Annotated in this window: 15 protein-coding genes; 5 read left to right on the top strand and 10 right to left on the bottom strand. The window is 72.6% G+C overall.

What is annotated here, in order from left to right; translation table 11 throughout:
* Positions 1-173 precede the first annotated feature (173 nt).
* The 3 genes from oxyR to ahpC form a co-directional block, all read right to left on the bottom strand.
* Positions 174-1,091, bottom strand: coding sequence for a DNA-binding transcriptional regulator OxyR (gene oxyR / locus KF823_14880; protein MBX3727192.1), 918 nt, complete (start codon positions 1,089-1,091; stop codon positions 174-176).
* A gap of 100 nt (positions 1,092-1,191) precedes the next feature.
* Positions 1,192-2,787, bottom strand: a complete 1,596-nt coding sequence (gene ahpF, locus KF823_14885; protein MBX3727193.1) for an alkyl hydroperoxide reductase subunit F — start codon at positions 2,785-2,787, stop codon at positions 1,192-1,194.
* A gap of 153 nt (positions 2,788-2,940) precedes the next feature.
* A complete protein-coding gene (gene ahpC, locus KF823_14890) occupies positions 2,941-3,504 on the bottom strand; it encodes a peroxiredoxin (GenBank protein ID MBX3727194.1) in 564 nt (187 codons plus the stop codon).
* A gap of 183 nt (positions 3,505-3,687) precedes the next feature.
* On the opposite strand from ahpC, the gene KF823_14895 reads away from it, so the two are divergent.
* Positions 3,688-3,996: a DUF962 domain-containing protein gene (locus KF823_14895; GenBank protein ID MBX3727195.1), complete on the top strand. Its 309-nt coding sequence runs from the start codon at positions 3,688-3,690 to the stop codon at positions 3,994-3,996.
* A 242-nt stretch (positions 3,997-4,238) separates the two neighbouring features.
* Here the strand turns inward: KF823_14895 and KF823_14900 are convergent, their stop codons facing one another.
* The 3 genes from KF823_14900 to KF823_14910 form a co-directional block, all read right to left on the bottom strand.
* Positions 4,239-6,029: an acyl-CoA dehydrogenase C-terminal domain-containing protein gene (locus KF823_14900; GenBank protein MBX3727196.1), complete on the bottom strand. Its 1,791-nt coding sequence runs from the start codon at positions 6,027-6,029 to the stop codon at positions 4,239-4,241.
* A gap of 34 nt (positions 6,030-6,063) precedes the next feature.
* Positions 6,064-6,507 (bottom strand): hypothetical protein, encoded by a 444-nt coding sequence (locus KF823_14905; protein ID MBX3727197.1) that lies wholly within the window; start codon positions 6,505-6,507, stop codon positions 6,064-6,066.
* A 91-nt stretch (positions 6,508-6,598) separates the two neighbouring features.
* Entirely contained in the window at positions 6,599-8,269 is a 1,671-nt protein-coding gene (locus tag KF823_14910; GenBank protein MBX3727198.1) for a patatin-like phospholipase family protein, read from the bottom strand.
* A gap of 59 nt (positions 8,270-8,328) precedes the next feature.
* Between KF823_14910 and KF823_14915 the strand changes: the two genes are divergently transcribed.
* Positions 8,329-8,727: an RNA-binding S4 domain-containing protein gene (locus KF823_14915; protein ID MBX3727199.1), complete on the top strand. Its 399-nt coding sequence runs from the start codon at positions 8,329-8,331 to the stop codon at positions 8,725-8,727.
* Positions 8,728-9,008: 281 nt separating this feature from the next.
* Here the strand turns inward: KF823_14915 and KF823_14920 are convergent, their stop codons facing one another.
* The 4 genes from KF823_14920 to mutS all read right to left on the bottom strand — a co-directional run bounded on the left by KF823_14920 (position 9,009) and on the right by mutS (position 15,423).
* On the bottom strand, positions 9,009-9,338 hold the full coding sequence (locus tag KF823_14920) for a hypothetical protein (GenBank protein MBX3727200.1): 330 nt from the start codon (positions 9,336-9,338) through the stop codon (positions 9,009-9,011).
* A gap of 67 nt (positions 9,339-9,405) precedes the next feature.
* On the bottom strand, positions 9,406-9,966 hold the full coding sequence (locus tag KF823_14925; protein ID MBX3727201.1) for a sigma-70 family RNA polymerase sigma factor: 561 nt from the start codon (positions 9,964-9,966) through the stop codon (positions 9,406-9,408).
* A 46-nt stretch (positions 9,967-10,012) separates the two neighbouring features.
* Complete coding sequence (locus KF823_14930) at positions 10,013-12,589, bottom strand: serine/threonine protein kinase (protein ID MBX3727202.1); 2,577 nt, start codon at positions 12,587-12,589, stop codon at positions 10,013-10,015.
* 308 nt (positions 12,590-12,897) lie between these two features.
* Positions 12,898-15,423 (bottom strand): DNA mismatch repair protein MutS, encoded by a 2,526-nt coding sequence (gene mutS / locus KF823_14935; GenBank protein ID MBX3727203.1) that lies wholly within the window; start codon positions 15,421-15,423, stop codon positions 12,898-12,900.
* A gap of 110 nt (positions 15,424-15,533) precedes the next feature.
* On the opposite strand from mutS, the gene KF823_14940 reads away from it, so the two are divergent.
* From KF823_14940 to lexA, 3 genes are all read left to right on the top strand, one after another.
* Positions 15,534-16,028, top strand: a complete 495-nt coding sequence (locus tag KF823_14940; GenBank protein MBX3727204.1) for a CinA family protein — start codon at positions 15,534-15,536, stop codon at positions 16,026-16,028.
* Positions 15,944-17,458 carry an AbgT family transporter gene (locus KF823_14945; GenBank protein MBX3727205.1) on the top strand — a complete coding sequence of 505 codons (1,515 nt, stop codon included), beginning with the start codon at positions 15,944-15,946 and terminating at the stop codon, positions 17,456-17,458. Before KF823_14940 ends, KF823_14945 begins: the two co-directional genes overlap by 85 nt.
* A 272-nt stretch (positions 17,459-17,730) precedes the next feature.
* Complete coding sequence (gene lexA, locus KF823_14950) at positions 17,731-18,375, top strand: transcriptional repressor LexA (GenBank protein ID MBX3727206.1); 645 nt, start codon at positions 17,731-17,733, stop codon at positions 18,373-18,375.
* Positions 18,376-18,502 lie beyond the last annotated feature (127 nt).

Here is an 18,502-nt window from a genome sequence, read left to right on the forward strand (position 1 = left end):
CTCCGCTCACCGACCACCGAGTCCTGGTCCTCGGTCCCCGATCCTGAGCTGAGAGACGAGGCCGATCAGGTCTGGGCAAGGGGAGAAGTGCGTGCCGTCGCACCGCCGGCAAGCGACTGCGAAGCGCGCTGGCCGCGACGGGCCGCGCTGCGGCGGGCGTCGGGTCCGCGCGATCAGGGCAATCGGGAGCCTTCGACCAGCGGGGCGGCGATGCCGCGGATCAGCGTGGCCAGTTCCGGAAGGAACTCGCGGAAGGCGCTGGTCTTGCGCCAGAACAGGGCGATCGTGCGGGTCGGTGCCGGGGCCTTGAAGCGCAGCAACGCAATGTCCTCCGAGGTCGCCACTGGCGGCTGCACCGCCAGCAGCGGCAGCAGGGTGATGCCGACGCCGGCCGCCACCATCTGGCGCAGGGTTTCCAGGCTGGTGGCACGGAAGCCGCTGCGTTCGGCGGCACCGGCCAGCCGGCACACTTCCAGGGCCTGGTCGCGCAGGCAGTGGCCGTCCTCCAGAAGCAGCACGCTCTCGCCCTCGATGACCTCGGCCGGGACCGGCCGGTCGCGGCGGGCCAGCGGATGCGCCAGCGGCACCGCCAGCACGAAGGGCTCTTCGAACAGCACGTCCTGCTGGAGCTGGTCGTCGTGTACCGGCAGGGCCAGGACACCCGCATCCAGGCTGCCCTCGCGCAGGCCGCGCAGCACTTCCTCGGTCTTCTGCTCCAGCAGCAGCAGCTCCAGCCGAGGCCAGCGCGCATGGATGCGCGGTACCACATGCGGCAGCAGGTAGGGCCCCAGGGTGGGGAACAGGCCGATGCGCAGGGTGCCCGATTCCGGGTCACGGGCACGGCGGGCGATCTCGCGGATCTGGTCGGCCTCGCGGACGATCGCCCGGGCCCGCTCGATCACCTGGGCGCCGATGTCGGTCAGCAGCACCTGGCGGGGACTGCGCTCGAACAGTTCGACGCCCAGCTCGTCCTCGAGCTTGCGCACCTGGGTCGACAAGGTGGGCTGGCTGACATGCACCGCCTCGGCGGCCCGGCCGAAATGGCGGTGCTCGGCCAGCGCCACCAGGTAGCGAAGGTCGCGCAGGTTCACGGGCATCGCCTCCTGCTGCCCGGCCGTGCCGCACCGGAGCGCCCGCCGGGGCGACCGGCGAACGGCGCAGGCGCGTGCAGGGCCGGTGGCGGCATGGCGATCAGGCCGCCCGCGCCTCGGGCTGGCCGGCCTGTGCCGGCGCCGCGCTGCGGATCAGGTGGTCGAAGGCGCTGAGGGCCGCCTTGGCGCCCTCGCCCATGGCGATCACGATCTGCTTGTAGGGCACCGTGGTGACATCGCCCGCGGCGAACACGCCGGGCAGCGAGGTGCGGCCGGCGGCATCGACCTCGACCTCGCCGCGCGGCGACAGCGCCAGCGTGCCCTTCAGCCATTCCGTGTTGGGCAGCAGTCCGATCTGCACGAAGATGCCGTCCAGCACCAGGCTGCGCGACTGGCCGCTGGTGCGCTCGGTGTACTCCAGGCCGGTGACCTTGTTGCCGTCGCCCAGCACCCGGGTGGTCTGGGCGCTGACTAGCACGTCGACGTTGGCCAGACTTCGCAATTTCCGCTGCAGCACCTCGTCGGCGCGCAGCTTGCCGTCGAACTCGATCAGGGTGACGTGGGCGACGATGCCGGCCAGGTCGATGGCCGCCTCGACGCCGGAGTTGCCGCCGCCGATCACCGCCACCCGCTTGCCCTTGAACAGCGGGCCGTCGCAGTGCGGGCAGTAGGCGACGCCGCGGTTGCGGTACTCGTCCTCGCCGGGCACGTTCATCTGCCGCCAGCGCGCGCCGGTGGCCAGCACCACGGTGCGCGCCTGCAGCGTCGCGCCGGATTCCAGCTCGACGCCGATCAGGCCGCCGGGTTCGCCGGCCGGGACCAGGGCGCGGGCGCGCTGCAGGTTCATCACGTCGACCTCGTAGTCGCGCACGTGCTGTTCCAGCGCGGTGACCAGCTTCGGGCCCTCGGTGTGGCTGACCGAGATGAAGTTCTCGATGCCCAGGGTGTCCAGCACCTGGCCGCCGAAGCGCTCGGCGGCGATGCCGGTACGGATGCCCTTGCGCGCGGCGTAGATCGCCGCGGCGGCGCCGGCCGGGCCGCCGCCGACCACCAGCACGTCGTAGGGGGCCTTGTCGCGCAGCGCCAGCGCGGCGCGCTCGGCGGCGCCGGTGTCGAGCTTGGCGAGCAGCTGCTCGACGGTCATCCGGCCCTGTCCGAAGTGCTCGCCGTTCATGTAGATGGTCGGTACCGCCATCACTTCGCGTCGCTCGACCTCGTCCTGGAACAGGGCGCCATCGATCGCGATGTGGCGGATGCGCGGGTTGATCACGCTCATCGCATTGAGCGCCTGGACGGTGTCCGGGCAGCTCTGGCACGAGAGCGACATGAAGGTCTCGAAATCGTAGTCGCCGGGCAGGTTGCGGACCTGCTCGACCACCGCGTCCTCGAGCTTGGGCGCGACGCCGCCGACCTGCAGCAGGGCCAGCACCAGGGAGGTGAATTCATGACCCATCGGGATCCCGGCGAAGCGGACTTCGACATCGGTACCGGCGCGCCGGATCGCGAACGAGGGGCGCAGGGGCGCCTCGCCGTTGCGAACGAGGGTGATGTGGTCGGACAGCGAGGCGATGTCGGACAACAGGGCCTCCAGCTCGCGGGAGGACTCGCCGTCGTCGAGCGAGGCGACCAGCTGCATCGGCTGCGTCACCCGGGCCAGGTAGGCCTGCATCTGCGATTTCAGTTCGGCGTCAAGCATGGCGGCGCTCCGGGATCGGGGTGTCGGGAAGAGAAGGCGGCACCCGGGCATTCCGGATGCCGCCTGACCGAAGGGTGCGGGCCGGCGGGTCCCGCGGCGCGCGGCTGCATGGCTGTCGCCGCGCGCGCCCTCAGGGTTGGGGTGGCGTCGGCGTCAGATCTTGCCGACCAGGTCCAGCGACGGCTTCAGGGTCTTCTCGCCTTCCTTCCACTTGGCCGGGCAGACCTCGCCCGGGTGGCTGGCGACGTACTGCGCGGCCTTCAGCTTGCGCAGCGACTCGGTGACGTCGCGGGCGATGGCGTTGTCGTGGACCTCCATGGTCTTGATCACGCCGTCGGGGTTGATCACGAAGGTGCCGCGCAGGGCCAGGCCCTCCTCGTCGATGTGGACGCCGAAGGCGCGGGTCAGCTGGTGGGTCGGGTCGCCGACCAGCGGGAACTTCGCCTTGCCGACCGCCGCCGAGGTCTCGTGCCAGACCTTGTGCGAGAAATGGGTGTCGGTGGTGACGATGTAGACCTCGGCACCGGCCTTCTGGAACTCCGCGTAGTGCTCGGCGGCGTCCTCGACCTCGGTCGGGCAGTTGAAGGTGAAGGCGGCCGGCATGAAGATCACGACCGACCACTTGCCCTTCAGGCTGGCCTCGGTGACCTCGACGAACTTGCCGTTGTGGAAGGCCTGCGCCTTGAACGGCTGGACGGGGGTGTTGATCAGGGACATCTGCGGACTCCTGTGTGCTTCAGGGGTGGAGAAGGACGGCTGATAGGCAGCGGATGCCATCGTAGGCCGTGGCGATTGATACATCAAATCGATTCGCGGCATGAAAGTGATAGACAGGGACTATTGAGTCCCCCCTCCGGGGAGATTGCCCGCCGGTACGGCCGCCTGCTCTACCATGGCGCCATGCCCAGCCGTTTCAACAGCTTCCGCGAGTTCTACCCGTACTACCTTTCCGAGCACCGCAATCCCACCTGCCGGCGCCTGCACGTGGTCGGCAGCGGCCTGATCGTGCTGCTGGTGGTGGCCGTCGTGGCAGCGCTGCTGTCGCCCTGGTGGCTGCTTGCGGTGCCGGTGCTGGGCTACGGTTTCGCCTGGGTCGGCCACTTCGTGTTCGAAAAGAACCGGCCGGCCACCTTCACCCATCCGCTGTGGAGCCTGATGGGCGACTGGGTGATGTTCAAGGACGTGCTGACCGGCCGGATCCGCCTCTGAGGTCGCGGTTCGGCGTTCGGGATTGGAGCCGGGACTCGGGAGCCGGGACTCGGGACTCGGGACTCGGGACCCGGGACCCGGGACCAGGGACCAGGGACCAGGGACCAGGGACGAGGGACCAGGGGAAATGCGCCCCTCCCCCTTCTGCTTGGCATGCGGCGCAGGCCGGGTCGCCGCGGCATTCGTGTGCGAATGCCGCGGCGGAGTTGACGCGGCCTCTTGCCCCGTTGCGGTGGGCGGCTTCAGGCGCCGGCGCCGACCTCGGTATCGGCCAGGGTCATCAGCGACGCCGGTCCGGCCTCGATGCAGGCGGCGTGGCAGTCGGCGCGCGGCAGGATGCGGGCGAAGTAGAACGCAGCCAGTTCGCGTTGGGCGCGCTTGAACGCCTCGCCGCGGTCGGAGCGCTCCGCCGCCGCGACCCGCTGCGCCCAGCACCAGGCAAGCATCACGTAGCCGGAATAGAACAGGTAGTCGTAGGCCGCGGCCGGCGCCACGGCCGGATCGCCGGCCGCCTGCTCGGCGATCGCGCGGGTGAGCCGCGCCCATTGGTCGGTGCGGTCGGTCAGTGCCGACAGCAGGTCGGCCAGCGCCGGGTTGTCGGCCTCCATGCGGCAGAACGCGCCGATCTCGGCGAGGACGGCCTTGAGCCCGGCGCCATCGGCCAGCAGGGTCTTGCGGCCGATCAGGTCGAGCGCCTGGATCTGCGTGGTGCCCTCGTAGATGGTGGTGATGCGCGCGTCGCGGGCGATCTGCTCCATGCCCCACTCGGCAATGTAGCCGTGGCCGCCGTAGACCTGCTGGGCGTGGTAGGCGCATTCGACGGCCGCCTCGGTCAGCAGCCCCTTGCAGATCGGTGTGAGGAAGCCGACCACCGTCTCGGCCGTGGCGCGCTCGGCGGCGTCGCTGGCGTGCGCGGCGACGTCGGCCTTCAGCCAGGCGTACAGCGACAGCACCCGGCCGCCCTCGGCGAAGGCCCGGCAGGTCATCAGCATGCGCCGGATGTCCGGATGCACGATCAGCGGGTCGGCCGGCCTGTCGGGATACGCCGGCCCGGCCGGCGCGCGCATCTGCAGGCGGTCGTTGGCATAGGCCAGGGCGTTCTGCCAGGCGCGCTCGATCAGGCCCAGGCCCTGGATGCCGACTGCCAGGCGCGCCGAGTTCATCATCAGGAACATCGCTGCCAGGCCTTTGTTGGGCGGTCCCAGCAGCCAGCCCTCGGCGCCGTCGAAGTTCATCACGCAGGTCGCCGATCCGTGCAGGCCCATCTTGTGCTCGATGGAGCCGCAGCGCACCGCGTTGCGTTCGCCCATGACGCCGTCGCGGCCGACCTTGAACTTGGGCACCACGAACAGCGAGATGCCCTTCACACCGGGCGGCGCGTCCGGTAGCCGGGCGAGCACCAGGTGGACGATGTTGGGCGTGAAGTCGTGCTCGCCGGCGGTGATGAAGATCTTCTGGCCGCTGATCGCATGGCGGCCGTCGCCGAGCGGCTCGGCGCGGGTCTTGAGCAGGCCCAGGTCGGTGCCGCAGTGGGGTTCGGTCAGGCACATGGTGCCGGTCCAGCGACCGTCCACCAGCGGCTGCAGGAAGGCCGCCTTCTGCCAGTCCTCGCCGTAGTGACGCAACGACTCGATGGCGCCGTGGCCGAGCAGCGGGAAGGTGCCCCAGGCGACGTTGGCGCCGTTGATCATCTCCTTGAACGCGCCGTCCAGAACATAGGGCAGGCCCTGGCCGCCCTCCTCGGCGGGGGCGGTGATGCCGCTCCAGCCGCCTTCGGCGAACGCGGAGAAGGCGTCCCGGAAGCCCGCCGGGGCGGTCACTTCGCCGTCGCGCCAGGTGCAGCCGGCGTCGCCGCCCTGATACAGCGGCGCGATGACCTGGTCGCAGAAGCGCGCGGCTTCTTCCAGCACGGCGTCGACCAGTTCGGCGCCGGTCTGGGCATGCGCCGGCAGGCCGGCCAGGGTATCCGGGGCGGAAAGAACCTCGTGGATGACGAAGCGCAGGTCGGCCTGCGGGGAGCGGTAGGCATTCATGGTCGGGTCCGGACGAGGCGCGAGGAGGGGAAAATCAGCGGTAGACGCCGGCCAGGCCAGGCACCGGCAGCAGACGGCTGCGCCAGGCGACCTGGAAGCGCTGGTTGCGCGGCTCGCTGGCGACCACGCGACCGGCCACGTGGTAGGCGTGCTCGCCGGCGTCTGCGGCAATGCCGGGGCAAGGCAGGGTGTGATCGAAGGGTTCGGCGCTGGTCGGCGGCACGTCGATGCCGGGCGACAGCGTCACCGGACCCAGCGCATTGCCACCCAGCGTCAGCGTCTCCAGTTCCAGGCTGGCGTAGCGCATGCGCACGGTGGAGTGGTTGTGCAGGCGCAGGCGCAACTGGCACTGGCCGGCCTCGACGCGCAGTTCCTGGATGCTGACCGTCGGTGGATTGATGCGTTCCTTGGGCCGACCTGCGGTGCAGGCGACGAGCGGCACCAGAAGCAGCAGCATCAGCAGGGGGCGCAGGGGCATCGCTGGGTCTCCATACGGGCCCGTAGAGTCTACCCCGGACGCCACCGGGCAGTGCCGGATCCACCCTGAGCGCACTGGCCTCCTGTCGGGCTCAGCCGAGCTGGCCGCGCTGGCGAAGTTCGCGTTCGATGTGGTCGGCCAGGGCATTCACCCAGCCACGACTCTGCCAGCGCGCCATCAGCCGGGTGGCCAGGCGCATCGGTGCGCTGCTGCGGGCCAGCAGGTGGTCGATGGCATGCGGCAGCAGCGCATGGATGCGGCCGCGCAGCAGGCGCCGCAGATGCCGCATCCGTTCCCCGGGGATGGTCGGCCACGCGGGCATGGGCAGTGGCTGCGCCGCACTGCCGACCAGGGGCAGCACGGGCAGCCGGCCCCGACGGTCGGCGTGCCGCGCGCGCAGGGCGTCCGGCCAGCGCGCGAACAGCGGGTCGCCGCCGGGCAGGCGCAGGTGGCGCTCCAGGAAGCGTTGGCAGTTCAGGCGGCCCAGCCGGAAATCGTGGACCCGGAAGCTGCGGTCCAGGAAGCCGCCGAAACCGTCCAGCACGCCGCCGGCCAGGGGGTGGTCGGCGCGTACCCCGTCGATGCGTCGCGAAGGCGCCACCATGTGCCGGCTGGCCATCGGGTCGTCCTGGGCGGTGACCAGTTCCTCGGGCTTGAAGCGGGTCTGGTTCTTCATGGCGACGAGCAGCGCCCGCGCCAGGTCGAGCAGACCCTCGGGGACCGGCTCGCCGGGCCGGAAGCCGACAATGTCGGGGAACGGGTCGATCGACACCAGGCTCCGGCCGGCGACCGGCGTCCGGGGGCGCACCGGTGGGCGACCGACCAGCAGGCCGCGGCCCAGCGTGAACGGCTGGTTGTCCAGCATGCCGCCATCGACGGCCAGGAAGGCCAGCGTCTCCGGCGCGGCGTGCGCGCCCCAGTGAGGTGGCAGCGGGTGCCAGCGCCGGCACGCCGGCGGCTCCTCGTCGGGTCCGGCCGGGAACGGCCACAGTTCGTTGTCGTAGTCGACGACCGGGCGGACCAGGGCGCGCGGCGGCAGGGCCAGGGGAAACGCCCCCGAGGCCAGCGCAGCCTGCTGGAGCCGGGTCCAGCCAGGGCCCAGCATCGCCCAGTCCAGCACGGTGTCGGCGCCGGCAGGGTCTGCGCTGTCCGCGCCCAGGCGGAAGCGCAGCGCTTCGGCATGCCGGCGCATGCCGTGGCCCGGCCGGGGCAGGGACTCCGCTTCCGCCTCGCCGAAGCCCAGGTTGTAGGGGACACCGCGCAGGTTGGTGATGGTGAACGCCAGGTCCACCCCGGCGCCAGCCCAGGCTCGGGGCCGGCCGCCGGCGCCCGCAGGCAATGCCGCGGCGGCGATCTCGTCCAGGCTGCCGCCGTTGAGCAGGGACAGCAGCCGCTGCTCGCTGCCCAGGTCGTCGGGGGCGAGCAGCGCGTCGGCGTCGATCCGGTTGACCCAGCTGTCGAACAGGGCGTTGTCGGGCACGGCCGGCCCTGGATCGTCGGCATGGGCCGGCCGGTGCGGCCGGCCGGCCAGGATGCCTGCGAGGATGCCGGCGGTCATGGCACCGCCGGACGCGCCGGTGAGGCTGGCCAGACGAACCCGGTGCGGGGCCGTTCCGGGACCGTCGGGCTGCGCCTCGTGCCAGCCGTCCAGGGCCTCGACCAGGAAATCGACGACGCCGGCCGTGTAGGCGCCGGCCGACACCGCGCCGGCCATCACCAGGCCGAGTTCGTGGACTGGCGGCGAGTCGTCGGACGTGATCATGGCCGCCATGGTACGTGCTGCGGCTTTCGCGACGGGTCCCGGCGCGCGACACTGCCGCCATGGATTCTTCAGCCGAAGGTGTTCGCGTCGACGTGTGGCTCTGGGCGGCGCGCCTGTACCGCACGCGCGCCCTGGCCAAGGCGGGCGTCGCGGCCGGCCGGGTCACGGTCGGTGGCGTCGCCTGCAAGCCCTCCCGACTGCTGCGCCCCGGCGACCGCCTGGTCGTCGAGCGCGAAGGCGAACGTTTCGAACTCGAAGTGCAGGCCCTGTCCGACCGCCGCGGCCCGGCGCTGGTGGCGCGCACCCTGTACCGCGAGGATCCCGCCTCGGTCGCCGCCCGGGAGGCGGAGCGCGCCCGGCGCGCCGCCGAACGCGCCGGCTACCGGCCGCCCGAGGCACGCCCGGACAAGCGCGCGCGCCGCCTGATCCGCGCCCTCGGAGACTTTGACGCAACCTGACCCGGACGTTTCATGAGGCCGCGGCGGCCGGCGATCCGCGCGCCGCGGCGCGACCTGCACCTGTCAAGCAGATCGATGCAGGGTGGACCAGCCCTCACTGTCCGGCGTGGCTCCACCCGCACCACGACGCGGCGTCGGCGGCCACGCCAGGCGTGCTCATCAAGCCGCCAGGACAATGCCGTACACCTCTCGACCCGCTGAGGGTGGCGGGCGGGCCTCTTCAGTCCGTGGCAGCCGGGATCGACCCGCTACCCGCCGGCGACGGCACGCGTCGCGCAGCCTCAGGACTCGCCCGAAAGCCACGCCAGGAATCGATACCAGGCCCAGGCGAGCAGGCAGGCCAGCGGCGTCGCCGCGAGCAGGCCAGCGGCCGCTTCCAGTTCGCGGCTGCCGCTCCGGGCGGCCTGGTCGACCGCAGTCGTCAGCCACGGCGCGAAGCGCAGCACCAGCGCGATGTTCGCGAGCATGGCGACCACGAACAGCGGCAACACGGTGATCGCGAAGATTGCGCGGCCGGGCTGCCGGATTCGCGCGCGGCGCCAGGCGATCGTCGTGACGATGCCATACAGGAGCGCGACGAAGAGCGAGATCAACGCGGTGCCGAACGACATTCAGGGTGCCTCGTACGGTGGCCCGGTCGTGGCGTGCGAGGCGGAGGGCGCCCGTTCTGGACGAACCTCAACCGCCCAGGCGGTCGCGCAGCCAGGCCCGCGCCACCGTCCAGCGCCGGTGCACGGTGCGCTCGTCGCGACCGATCACCTGACCGATCTCGGCCATTTCCAGTCCGCCGAAGAAACGCAGCTCGACGACGCCGGCCAGCTCCGGGTCGATCTTCTCGAGCGCCTGCAGGGCCTCGTCGACCTCCTGCAGGCCGTAGTGCTCGGGGATCGGCAGTTCCAGGCTGGCATGGAAATCCTCGCGGATCCAGCCGCCGCCGCGCTTGCCGGCCTGGCTGCGGCGGGCGTCGTCGACCAGGATCTGGCGCATGATGCGGGCGGCGCCGTTGAACAGGTGCCGGCGGTCGCTGAAGTTGACGTGCCCGGCGCCCAGCAGGCGCACGAACATCTCGTTGACCAGGGCGGTGGGCTGCAGGGTGTCGTGGCCGCGGTGGCCGCGCAGCTCGGAGGCCGCCAGGGTGCGCAGGTCGCCGTAGACCATCGGCAACAGCTCGGCCAGCGCCGCCTGGTCGCCTTCCTGCCAGCGCGCCAGCAGCCCTTGCAGATGCTCGGTGTCCGCCATCGCGCAGCTCCCTGTCCTTCCCCTGGGGTGATTCTACGCCCGTGGCTCAGTCGGCCGGCGTGACCTGGTCGCCGGAAAGCTGCGCCAGTGCCAGCGTCGCCTGGCGGGTGTCCCAGGCCGCCTCGCCGAGGCCGTCGCGCAGCTGCGCCACCACGCCGGCAAGGGCGGCCGCCAGGTCGTCCGGGGTGCGGTCGTGCCGGCGCAGGCAGTCGATGCGATGCCAGGCCAGCGCCGGTGCCCGGAAGCGGTCGTCCCCATAGCGCGCGGCGGCGGCGCGGAAGCCGTCCAGCGCGGCCTCCAGGTCGCCGCGGGCGCACGCCAGCCGGGCACGGGCATGCTGCACGCGCGGAAAGTAGGCGCTGTCCGGCCAGGGGGCGATGATCGCCCAGGCTTCGTCGAGGTCGGCCGCGGCCTGGTCCAGGCGTTGCAGCCCGAGCAGGGCGGTGCCGCGGTTGTTCAGCGCGGCGGCCACATAGGCGTTGTCGTCCCCGAACACGGTGCGCAGGATCGGCAGCGCTTCGTCGAGCAGGACCTGCGCCTCCGCGAACCGGCCAAGTCGGATCTCCATCAGCGCCAGGTTGTTGAGCTTGATCCCGACGTCGCGGTGGTCGTCGCCAAGGGTGCGGCGCAGGCGGTCGATGCCTTCGCGGTAGTTGGCGCGCGCCTCCTCGTAGCGATGCAGGTCGGTCTGCTGGTCGGCGAGCTGGGCCAGTGCCCGACCGTAGTCGGGATGATCCACGCCGAAGGCCAGGCGGTACGCGGCCACCGCCTGGCGGGTCCGCTCGGCGGCCTGTTCCGGCCGCTGCAGCACTTCCAGGGTGCCGGCGCTGGTCAGCAGGGCCTCGCTGAAGAACGACGGGTCCTGGTCGAACAGCCGGTTGCGCAGGGCCAGCAGCCGGTCCTGGGCCTGCACGGCCTCTTCGAAGCGCCGCTGATTGAGCAGGCTGCCGGCCAGGGCCGACAGCGCGTGGGCATGGGCCAGACCGTCGCCGGGGCCCAGGCGCTCGAGGAGACGCTGCGCCAGGTCGTGGTGGCGAAGGGCGTTGTCCTGCCAGTTGCCGTCGGTGTCGGCCTGGCTGGCCGCGGCCAGGATGCGTGCCAGCTGGGCGCGCTGGGCGCGGTCGTCGGGATCGAGCAGCTCGAGCGCCTGGGCGTACAGGGCACGCGCCTCCGGATACAGGCCGATGCTCTGGTAGGAGCGCGCCACCGTGGCCAGCAGGCCGGCGCGGGTATCGGCGGGCATGGTGGCGGCGCCCGCCACCCGGCTGGCGCCCAGGTCGAGCAGCTCGCGGGCCGTGGTGTCGGCCTGGGGCTGGATCCGCGGGTCGGCGGCACTGAACATCTCCTGCATGAAGCCGGCGATGGCCTGGGCCTGGTCGCGCTCGACGCGGATCTGCCGGTTGCTGGCGGCGAGCTGCACCAGGTGCCAGACAGCGCCGGCGAACAGCAGCGTCAGGGCGATGCTGGCCACCTGGTTGCGGCGCAGGAACTTGCCAGTGCGGTACAGGATGTGGCCGCGTCGCGCGCGCACCGGCAGGCCGGCCAGCCAGCGTTGCAGGTCCTGCACCAGCGCGGCGACCGTGTCGTAGCGGTCCTGCGGCGACGGCGCCAGGGCCTTGCCGAGGATCCGCGCCAGGTCGCCGCGCAACTGCCTCAACAGGCGTTCGGGCGAGGCGCGGCGCAGGCTGGCAAGGTGCCGGGCGCGCTCGGGATCGGCGGCAAGCAGGGCCTTGAGCGCCTGGTCCGGGCGGGGCACGGTTGCCGTGGCGTCGGCGCCGGCGCGCGACCGTGCCTCGTGGGCGGGGATGCCGCTGAGCAGTTCGAACAGCACCAGGCCCAGCTGGTAGACGTCGCAGGCGGTGCTGACCGGCTCGCCGCGAATCTGTTCCGGGGACGCATAGGCCGGTGTCAGGCTGAGCGTGTGCAGGGGGCCGCCGGTCTCGTCGAGCAGGCGGGCGATGCCGAAATCGAGCAGGCGCGGCTCGCCGCTGCCGTCGACCAGGATGTTGGCCGGCTTGATGTCGCGATGCACGACCAGGCTGCGGTGCGCCGACTGCACGGCTTCGCCGACCCGGGCCAACAGTCGCGCCCGGGCGCGCAGGTCGAGCCGGCGGCCATCGCACCAGGTGGTGATCGCCTCGCCGCGGACATGCTCCATGGCGAACCAGGCCTGGCCTTCGTCGGTGAAGCCGCCGTCGACCAGACGGGCGATGCCCGGGTGGCCGAGCCGCGCCAGGATGCTGCGTTCGCGAAGGAAGCGCTGCGCCAGCACCGGCGTGTCGGCGCGGATCAGCTTGAGCGCGACCCGCTGCTCGAAGCCGCCGTCGACACGCTCGGCGAGATAGACCACCCCCATGCCGCCATGGCCGATCACGTCGATCAGGCGGAACGGGCCGATGCGCTGGCCGATCCGGCGTCTTGCCGGCGGCAGCCGCGTCGGCTCGGACCCGCCGGCCTCGCCGCTGAGTCCGGTTTCGGTGCAGTCGACCTGGACGAGCAGGGCGCGGACCCGGGCCAGCAGGTCGCGGTCCTCGCCGCAGCGCTCGGCGACCAGCGCCGCGCGGGCGGCGCCCTGCGGCTGCGCCAGCGCGTCCTCGAGTATCTCCAGAGCCCTGCGTTCCACCGTCCCGCCCCTTGCCGGTCCGTGTCGGCACCCGTTGCGGGCGCCAGAGGCCATCATGTCAGGTTTGCGTCCCGGTCTGCGTAGGAACCTCAGGAAGGACGGAAGAGCTCCGGGCTGCTAGCGTGGCTCGGCGGCGCCCGAGCCGCCGTCCGATCCCCGCCTCTCACGGAGTCAAGGTCATGACCGATTCGCGTCTTCCCGCCCGCGGCCTGCATGCAGGCACAGAACAGCCCAAGCCCGGCGACAGTCCGGAACCGGAGCCGACGCCGACGCCGAAGACCCCGGACTTTCCGAACGGTCCGCGCTGATCACAGCAGGGCACGCAGCCGGTACAGCGCGGCCAGTGCGTCGCGCGGGCTGAGCGCATCCGGGTCGAGATCGCGCAGCGCCTGCTCGGCGGCCGACGGCGCTGCGGCCGTGAACAGGCTGAGCTGGCCCTGCGCAGGTGCGCCGACGCCGGCCGCGGCCTGGCGTTCGAGGCCGGCCAGCACGGCGCGCGCCTGCGTCACCACCGTCGCCGGCACCCCGGCCAGGCGCGCCACCTGCAGGCCGTAGCTGCGGCTGGCCGGACCCTCCTTGACCGCGTGCAGGAACACCAGGCGCTCGCCGTGCTCGACGGCATCCAGGTGCACGTTGGCGATGCCCTCGTGCTCGCCGGCCAGGGTGGTCAGTTCGAAGTAGTGGGTGGCGAACAGGCACCAGCAGCGGTTGGTGGTGGCCAGGTGCACGGCGATCGCCCGGGCCAGCGCCATGCCGTCGTAGGTGCTGGTGCCGCGGCCGATCTCGTCGACCAGCACCAGTGAGCTGGCGCTGGCGTTGTGCAGGATGTTGGCGATCTCGGCCATCTCGACCATGAAGGTGGACTGGCCGCGCGCCAGGTCGTCGCCGGCGCCGATGCGGGTGAAGATGCGGTCCACCGGCCCGATCCGCGCGCTGCGCGCCGGTACGAAGCTGCCGATGTGTGCGAGCAGCACGATCAGCGCCACCTGGCGCATGTAGGTGCTCTTGCCGCCCATGTTCGGACCGGTCACCACCAGCATCCGGCGGTCCGCATCCAGGCGGATGTCGTTGGGCTCGAACGGGCCGTCCAGAACGCGCTCGACCACCGGATGGCGGCCGCCCTCGATGGCGATTCCGGGCGCTTCGTCGAGCACGGGACGCACGTAGTCCAGGGCGCCGGCGCGCTCCGCCAGGGCCGCCAGCACGTCCAGCTCGGCCAGTGCCTGCGCTGCCCGGCGCAGCGGGTCCAGGCGGTCGGCCAAGGCGTCGATCAGGTCTTCGTAGCGCGCGCGCTCCCGCATCAGGGCGCGCTCGCGCGCCGACAGCGCCTTGTCCTCGAACGCCTTGAGCTCCTCGGTCACGTAGCGCTCGGCGTTCTTGGTGGTCTGCCGGCGCGTGTAGTGCGCCGGCACCCGGGCGTCGTGGCTGCGGCCGAATTCGATGTAGTAGCCGTGCACCCGGTTGTAGCCGACCTTGAGGGTGGCGATGCCGGTGGCGGTGCGCTCGCGCGCTTCCAGCTCGGTCAGCCAGCCGGCGGCGTCGGCATCGATCCGTCGCAGCTCGTCGAGTTCCGCATCGAATCCGGCGGCGATCACGCCGCCGTCGCGGAGCAGTGCCGGTGGCGTCTCCACCAGAGCCGCGGCGAGCAGCGCGAGGCTGGCGTGCTGGTCGCCCAGCGCATCGAGCAGGCTGGCCAGCAACGGACTGTCGTCCTCGACCGCCAGGATCTCGCGCAAGGCCGGCAGCAGCGCCAGGCCATCGCGCAGCGCCGCCAGGTCGCGCGGCCGGGCCGAGCGCAGCGCGACCCGCGACAGGATGCGTTCCAGGTCGCCGCAGCCGCGCAGCAGGTCCCGGAGCGACTGCTCCCGGCGCGTTTCCTGCAGCCAGGCCAGCGCCTGCTGGCGCTGCGCGAGCACGCCGCGGTCGCGCAACGGGCGATGCAGCCAGCGGCGCAGCAGGCGGCCACCCATGGTGGTCACCGTGCTGTCGATGACGCCGAGCAGGGTGTGCTCGCGGCGGCCCTCCGGATGGCTGTCCAGCTCGAGGTGCCGCCGGGTTGCGGCGTCCAGGGCCACCGCCTGCTCGGCGACCTCCAGGGTAAGCCCGGTGAGGTGGGGCAGGGCGGTCTTCTGGGTGTCCTGGACATAGGCGAGCAGCGCGCCTGCCGCGGCCACCGCCAGCGGCGCGTCGCTGCAGCCGAAGCCGCTCAGGTCGCGGGTCCCGAAGAACCGGCACAGGGCCGACTGCGCGCCCTCGGGGTCGAAATGCCAGGGCGGCCGCTGGCGCAGGCCGGCCAACGCCGGCAGCCCATCCGGCAGCGTCACGCCCTCGGCGAGCAGGGTTTCCGCGGGCGCCAGCCGCGCCAGCTCGGCGGCCAGGGCCGGCGGCCCGTCCAGCTGGGCCAGGCTGAAGCGCCCGGCTGCCAGGTCCAGCCAGGCAAGGCCGTAGCCGTCGGCGCCGGCATGGATGGCGGCCAGCAACTGGTCGCGACGCTCCTCCAGCAGCGATTCGTCGGTGACCGTGCCGGGCGTGACGATGCGCACCACCTTGCGTTCGACCAGCCCCTTGCTGGCGGCCGGATCGCCGACCTGCTCGCAGATCGCCACCGGTTCGCCCAGGCGGACCAGCCGTGCCAGGTAGTTCTCGGCGGCGTGCACCGGCACACCGGCCATCGGGATCGGCGCGCCGGCGCTGGCGCCGCGCTGGGTCAGGGTGATGTCGAGCAGGCGCGCCGCCTTGCGGGCGTCGTCGTAGAACAGTTCGTAGAAGTCGCCCATCCGGAAGAACAGCAGGATGTCCGGGTGCTCGCGCTTGGCCGCCAGGTACTGGCGCATCAGCGGCGTGTGCTGGTCCAGCTCGGAATCGGTGATGGCCACGGAATGGTCGGTCGCGAGGGGGCGGCGCTACAGTGGCGCGGCCCGCCCTTGTACCGTGACCGCCGATGATGCTCAAGCCGGCCGACGACGACCTCGACGCCCTTGCCGACCGCGTGGCGGCGGCGCTGCGCCGGCGTGGCTGGCGCCTGGCCTGCGCGGAGAGCTGCACCGGCGGCTGGCTGGCCAAGGTGCTGACCGACCGCGCCGGCAGCTCGACGTGGTTCGAGGGCGGCGTGGTCGCCTATGGCAACGACGCCAAGCAGGCCCTGCTGGACGTGCCGGCGCCGTTGCTGGCCAAGGTCGGCGCGGTCAGCGAGGCCTGCGCCCGGGCGATGGCGCTTGGCGCGCTGCGTCGTTTCCGCGCCGACCTGGCGGTGGCGATCACCGGCATCGCCGGGCCCGGCGGCGGCAGCGCCGACAAGCCGGTCGGCACCGTCTGGCTGGCCTGGGTCGGGCCGGGGCCGGCGATCGCTGCCCGATGCCATCGCTTCGAGGGCGACCGCGACGTGGTGCGCCGGCAGGCGGTTGCCTGCGCCCTGGCCGGCCTGGAGGAACGGGCCTGAACGCGCCGGCGCCACGGCGCGAGCCGCACATCCTGCTGATCCTGCTGGCGCTGGCGGCGCTGCTCGCCCTGCTGCTGCCCTGGCTGCCGGCGGGCAGCTTCACCGCCGGCGAGCCGGTGTCGATGGCCAGCTACCAGGCCAGCGAGGCGCCGGTGACGGCGCGGCTGTTCGCCGGGCCCGGACAGGGCACCGGCTTCGTCAATCTGCTCTACGAGGGCTTCGTGTCCGGCGGCCGCAGCAGCGCCGCGATCGGCGTGATCGCCTTCGTGCTGATGGTCGGCGGCGCGTTCGGCGTGGTCCAGGCCAGCGGCGCCATCGACCGCGGCCTGGTACGCGTCGTCGGCGCCACCGCGGCCCGGCCGGGCCTGCTGCTGGCCGCGCTGTTCGTGGCCTTCTCCCTGGGTGGCGCGGTGTTCGGCATGGGCGAGGAAACCATCGCCTTCCTGGCCCTGCTGCTGCCCTTGCTCGACCGCCTGGGTTACCGCCGCGAGGTCGGCGTCATGGTCACCTACCTGGCCAGCCAGGTCGGCTTCGCGAGTTCCTGGATGAACCCGTTCAGCGTCGCCGTCGCGCAGGGCGTCGCCGAGCTGCCGCTGCTGTCCGGGGCGCCGCTGCGGATGGCCGCCTGGGCGACCCTGACCACGGTCGCCCTGCTGCTGGTGCTGCGTCATGCCGCGCGTACCCGCATGGCTCCCGTGGACTCCGGGCCGGTCCCACAGGCGGTCCTGGCGTCGGCGGCGCCGGCGGGGACGGAGCGCCTGCACTGGAGCGATCGCGCCATCCTGCTGGCGGTGGCCGCTGCCGTGGCCTGGATCGTCTGGGGCGTCACCGCGCGCGACTACTACATACCGGAACTGGCCAGCGTGTTCGTGGCGCTGGCCATGGTGGTCGGCGCGCTGGCGGTGGCCGGCGGCCGACTAAGCGCCAATGCCGCGGCCGAAGCCTTCGTGGACGGCGCCCGCGCGCTGCTGCCGACCGCCCTGGTGATCGCCCTGGCCAAGGGCCTGGTGATCCTGCTGGGTGGCACCGACCCGCACCAGGTGTCGGTGCTGAACGCCTGGCTGCACGGCCTGGCCGGCGCGCTGGCCGATGCGCCGCCGGTGCTGGCCGCCCAGGGCATGCTGGCCGCGCAGTCGGGCTTCAACCTGCTGGTCACCTCCGGCTCGGCGCAGGCGGCGATCACCATGCCGCTGATGGCGCCGCTGGCCGACCTGGTCGGCCTGACCAGGCAGGTCGCGGTGCTGGCCTTCCAGTTCGGCGACGGCCTGACCAATGCCCTGACCCCGGTCTCGCCGACCCTGATGGGCGTGCTCGGCGTCGCCGGCCTGTCCTGGACGCGCTGGCTGGCGCTGGCCTGGCGCATCGTCGCCACCACCCTGCTGCTCGCCGCCGGCTTCATCGCCTGGGCCGTCCTCACCGGCTACGCCTGATCCCCGCCCAGCAACCCGGCCACCCACACGCCCAGTCCCCGCTCCCCACGCCCCGCTTCGCGCCTCCCGCTCCCCGCTCCCCGCTCCCCGCCGCTTCCCGCCGCTTCCCGCCGCTTCCCGCCGCTTCCCGCCGCTTCCCGCCGCTTCCCGCGTCTCCGCTTCCCCGCTTCCCTGGTCCCTGGTCCCTGGTCCCTGGTCCCCGGTCCCCGGTCCCCGGTCCCCGGTCCCCGCCCCTTGCATCACGACCCCATGAGTAGTAATACTGCTAACCCATGGAGCTCACAGCCACCCAGCAGGCCATCCTCGACCTGATCGCCGAACGCGTCGAGGCCGAGGGCGTGCCGCCCTCGCAGGCCGAGATCGCCCGCGCCTTCGGCTTCAGGGGCGTCCGCGCCGCCCAGTACCACCTCGAGGCCCTGGAGGCCGCCGGCGCCATCGAGCGGATGCCCGGGCGCGCCCGCGGCATCCGGGTGCTGCGCGCGCCGATGCCGCCCCAGGGCAGCCTGCCGCTGGCGCCGGCCCTGCCCGATGCCGCGGTGGCGCTGCCCGTGCTCGGCCGGGTCGCCGCCGGTGCCCCGATCGGCACCGACCTCGACCACGACCACCAGGTCATCCTCGACCGCAGCCTGTTCTCGCCGATGCCCGACTACCTGCTGCGCGTGCAGGGCGATTCCATGCGCGACGAGGGCATCCTGGACGGCGACCTGATCGGCGTCCGCGCGACCCGCCAGGCGCGCGCCGGCCAGGTGGTGGTCGCCCGGATCGACGACGAGATCACCGTCAAGCGCCTGGACCTCACCGCCGCCGGCGTCCGGCTGCTGCCGGCCAACCCGGACTACCCGGCCATCGAGCTGGCGACCGGCCAGGATTTCGCCATCGAGGGCCTGTACTGCGGCCTGGTGCGCCCGAACCGATGAGCCGGCCCCGGCCACCGGAATTTTCCGCCCGCCCGCCGCGGCGTCTTCCCACGGCCGGCTGCGGCGCCGTTCCGCTGCCGCCGTCCGTCCGGCCCGGCATCCTTCTCAGGGCGTGAGACCGCGCCCG

Source organism: Lysobacterales bacterium (genome assembly GCA_019634735.1).
GTDB lineage: Bacteria > Pseudomonadota > Gammaproteobacteria > Xanthomonadales > UBA2363 > Pseudofulvimonas.

What these genes read in the sequence shown, in the direction of transcription:
- ahpF (MBX3727193.1), bottom strand. Translation starts at nt 2,787, where the DNA reads ATGCTTGACGCCGAACTGAAATCGCAGATGCAGGCCTACCTGGCCCGG.
- ahpC (MBX3727194.1), bottom strand. Translation starts at nt 3,504, where the DNA reads ATGTCCCTGATCAACACCCCCGTCCAGCCGTTCAAGGCGCAGGCCTTC.
- KF823_14895 (MBX3727195.1), top strand. Translation starts at nt 3,688, where the DNA reads ATGCCCAGCCGTTTCAACAGCTTCCGCGAGTTCTACCCGTACTACCTT.
- KF823_14900 (MBX3727196.1), bottom strand. Translation starts at nt 6,029, where the DNA reads ATGAATGCCTACCGCTCCCCGCAGGCCGACCTGCGCTTCGTCATCCAC.
- KF823_14905 (MBX3727197.1), bottom strand. Translation starts at nt 6,507, where the DNA reads ATGCCCCTGCGCCCCCTGCTGATGCTGCTGCTTCTGGTGCCGCTCGTC.
- KF823_14910 (MBX3727198.1), bottom strand. Translation starts at nt 8,269, where the DNA reads ATGATCACGTCCGACGACTCGCCGCCAGTCCACGAACTCGGCCTGGTG.
- KF823_14915 (MBX3727199.1), top strand. Translation starts at nt 8,329, where the DNA reads ATGGATTCTTCAGCCGAAGGTGTTCGCGTCGACGTGTGGCTCTGGGCG.
- KF823_14920 (MBX3727200.1), bottom strand. Translation starts at nt 9,338, where the DNA reads ATGTCGTTCGGCACCGCGTTGATCTCGCTCTTCGTCGCGCTCCTGTAT.
- KF823_14925 (MBX3727201.1), bottom strand. Translation starts at nt 9,966, where the DNA reads ATGGCGGACACCGAGCATCTGCAAGGGCTGCTGGCGCGCTGGCAGGAA.
- mutS (MBX3727203.1), bottom strand. Translation starts at nt 15,423, where the DNA reads ATGCGCCAGTACCTGGCGGCCAAGCGCGAGCACCCGGACATCCTGCTG.
- KF823_14940 (MBX3727204.1), top strand. Translation starts at nt 15,534, where the DNA reads ATGCTCAAGCCGGCCGACGACGACCTCGACGCCCTTGCCGACCGCGTG.
- KF823_14945 (MBX3727205.1), top strand. Translation starts at nt 15,944, where the DNA reads ATGCCATCGCTTCGAGGGCGACCGCGACGTGGTGCGCCGGCAGGCGGT.
- lexA (MBX3727206.1), top strand. Translation starts at nt 17,731, where the DNA reads ATGGAGCTCACAGCCACCCAGCAGGCCATCCTCGACCTGATCGCCGAA.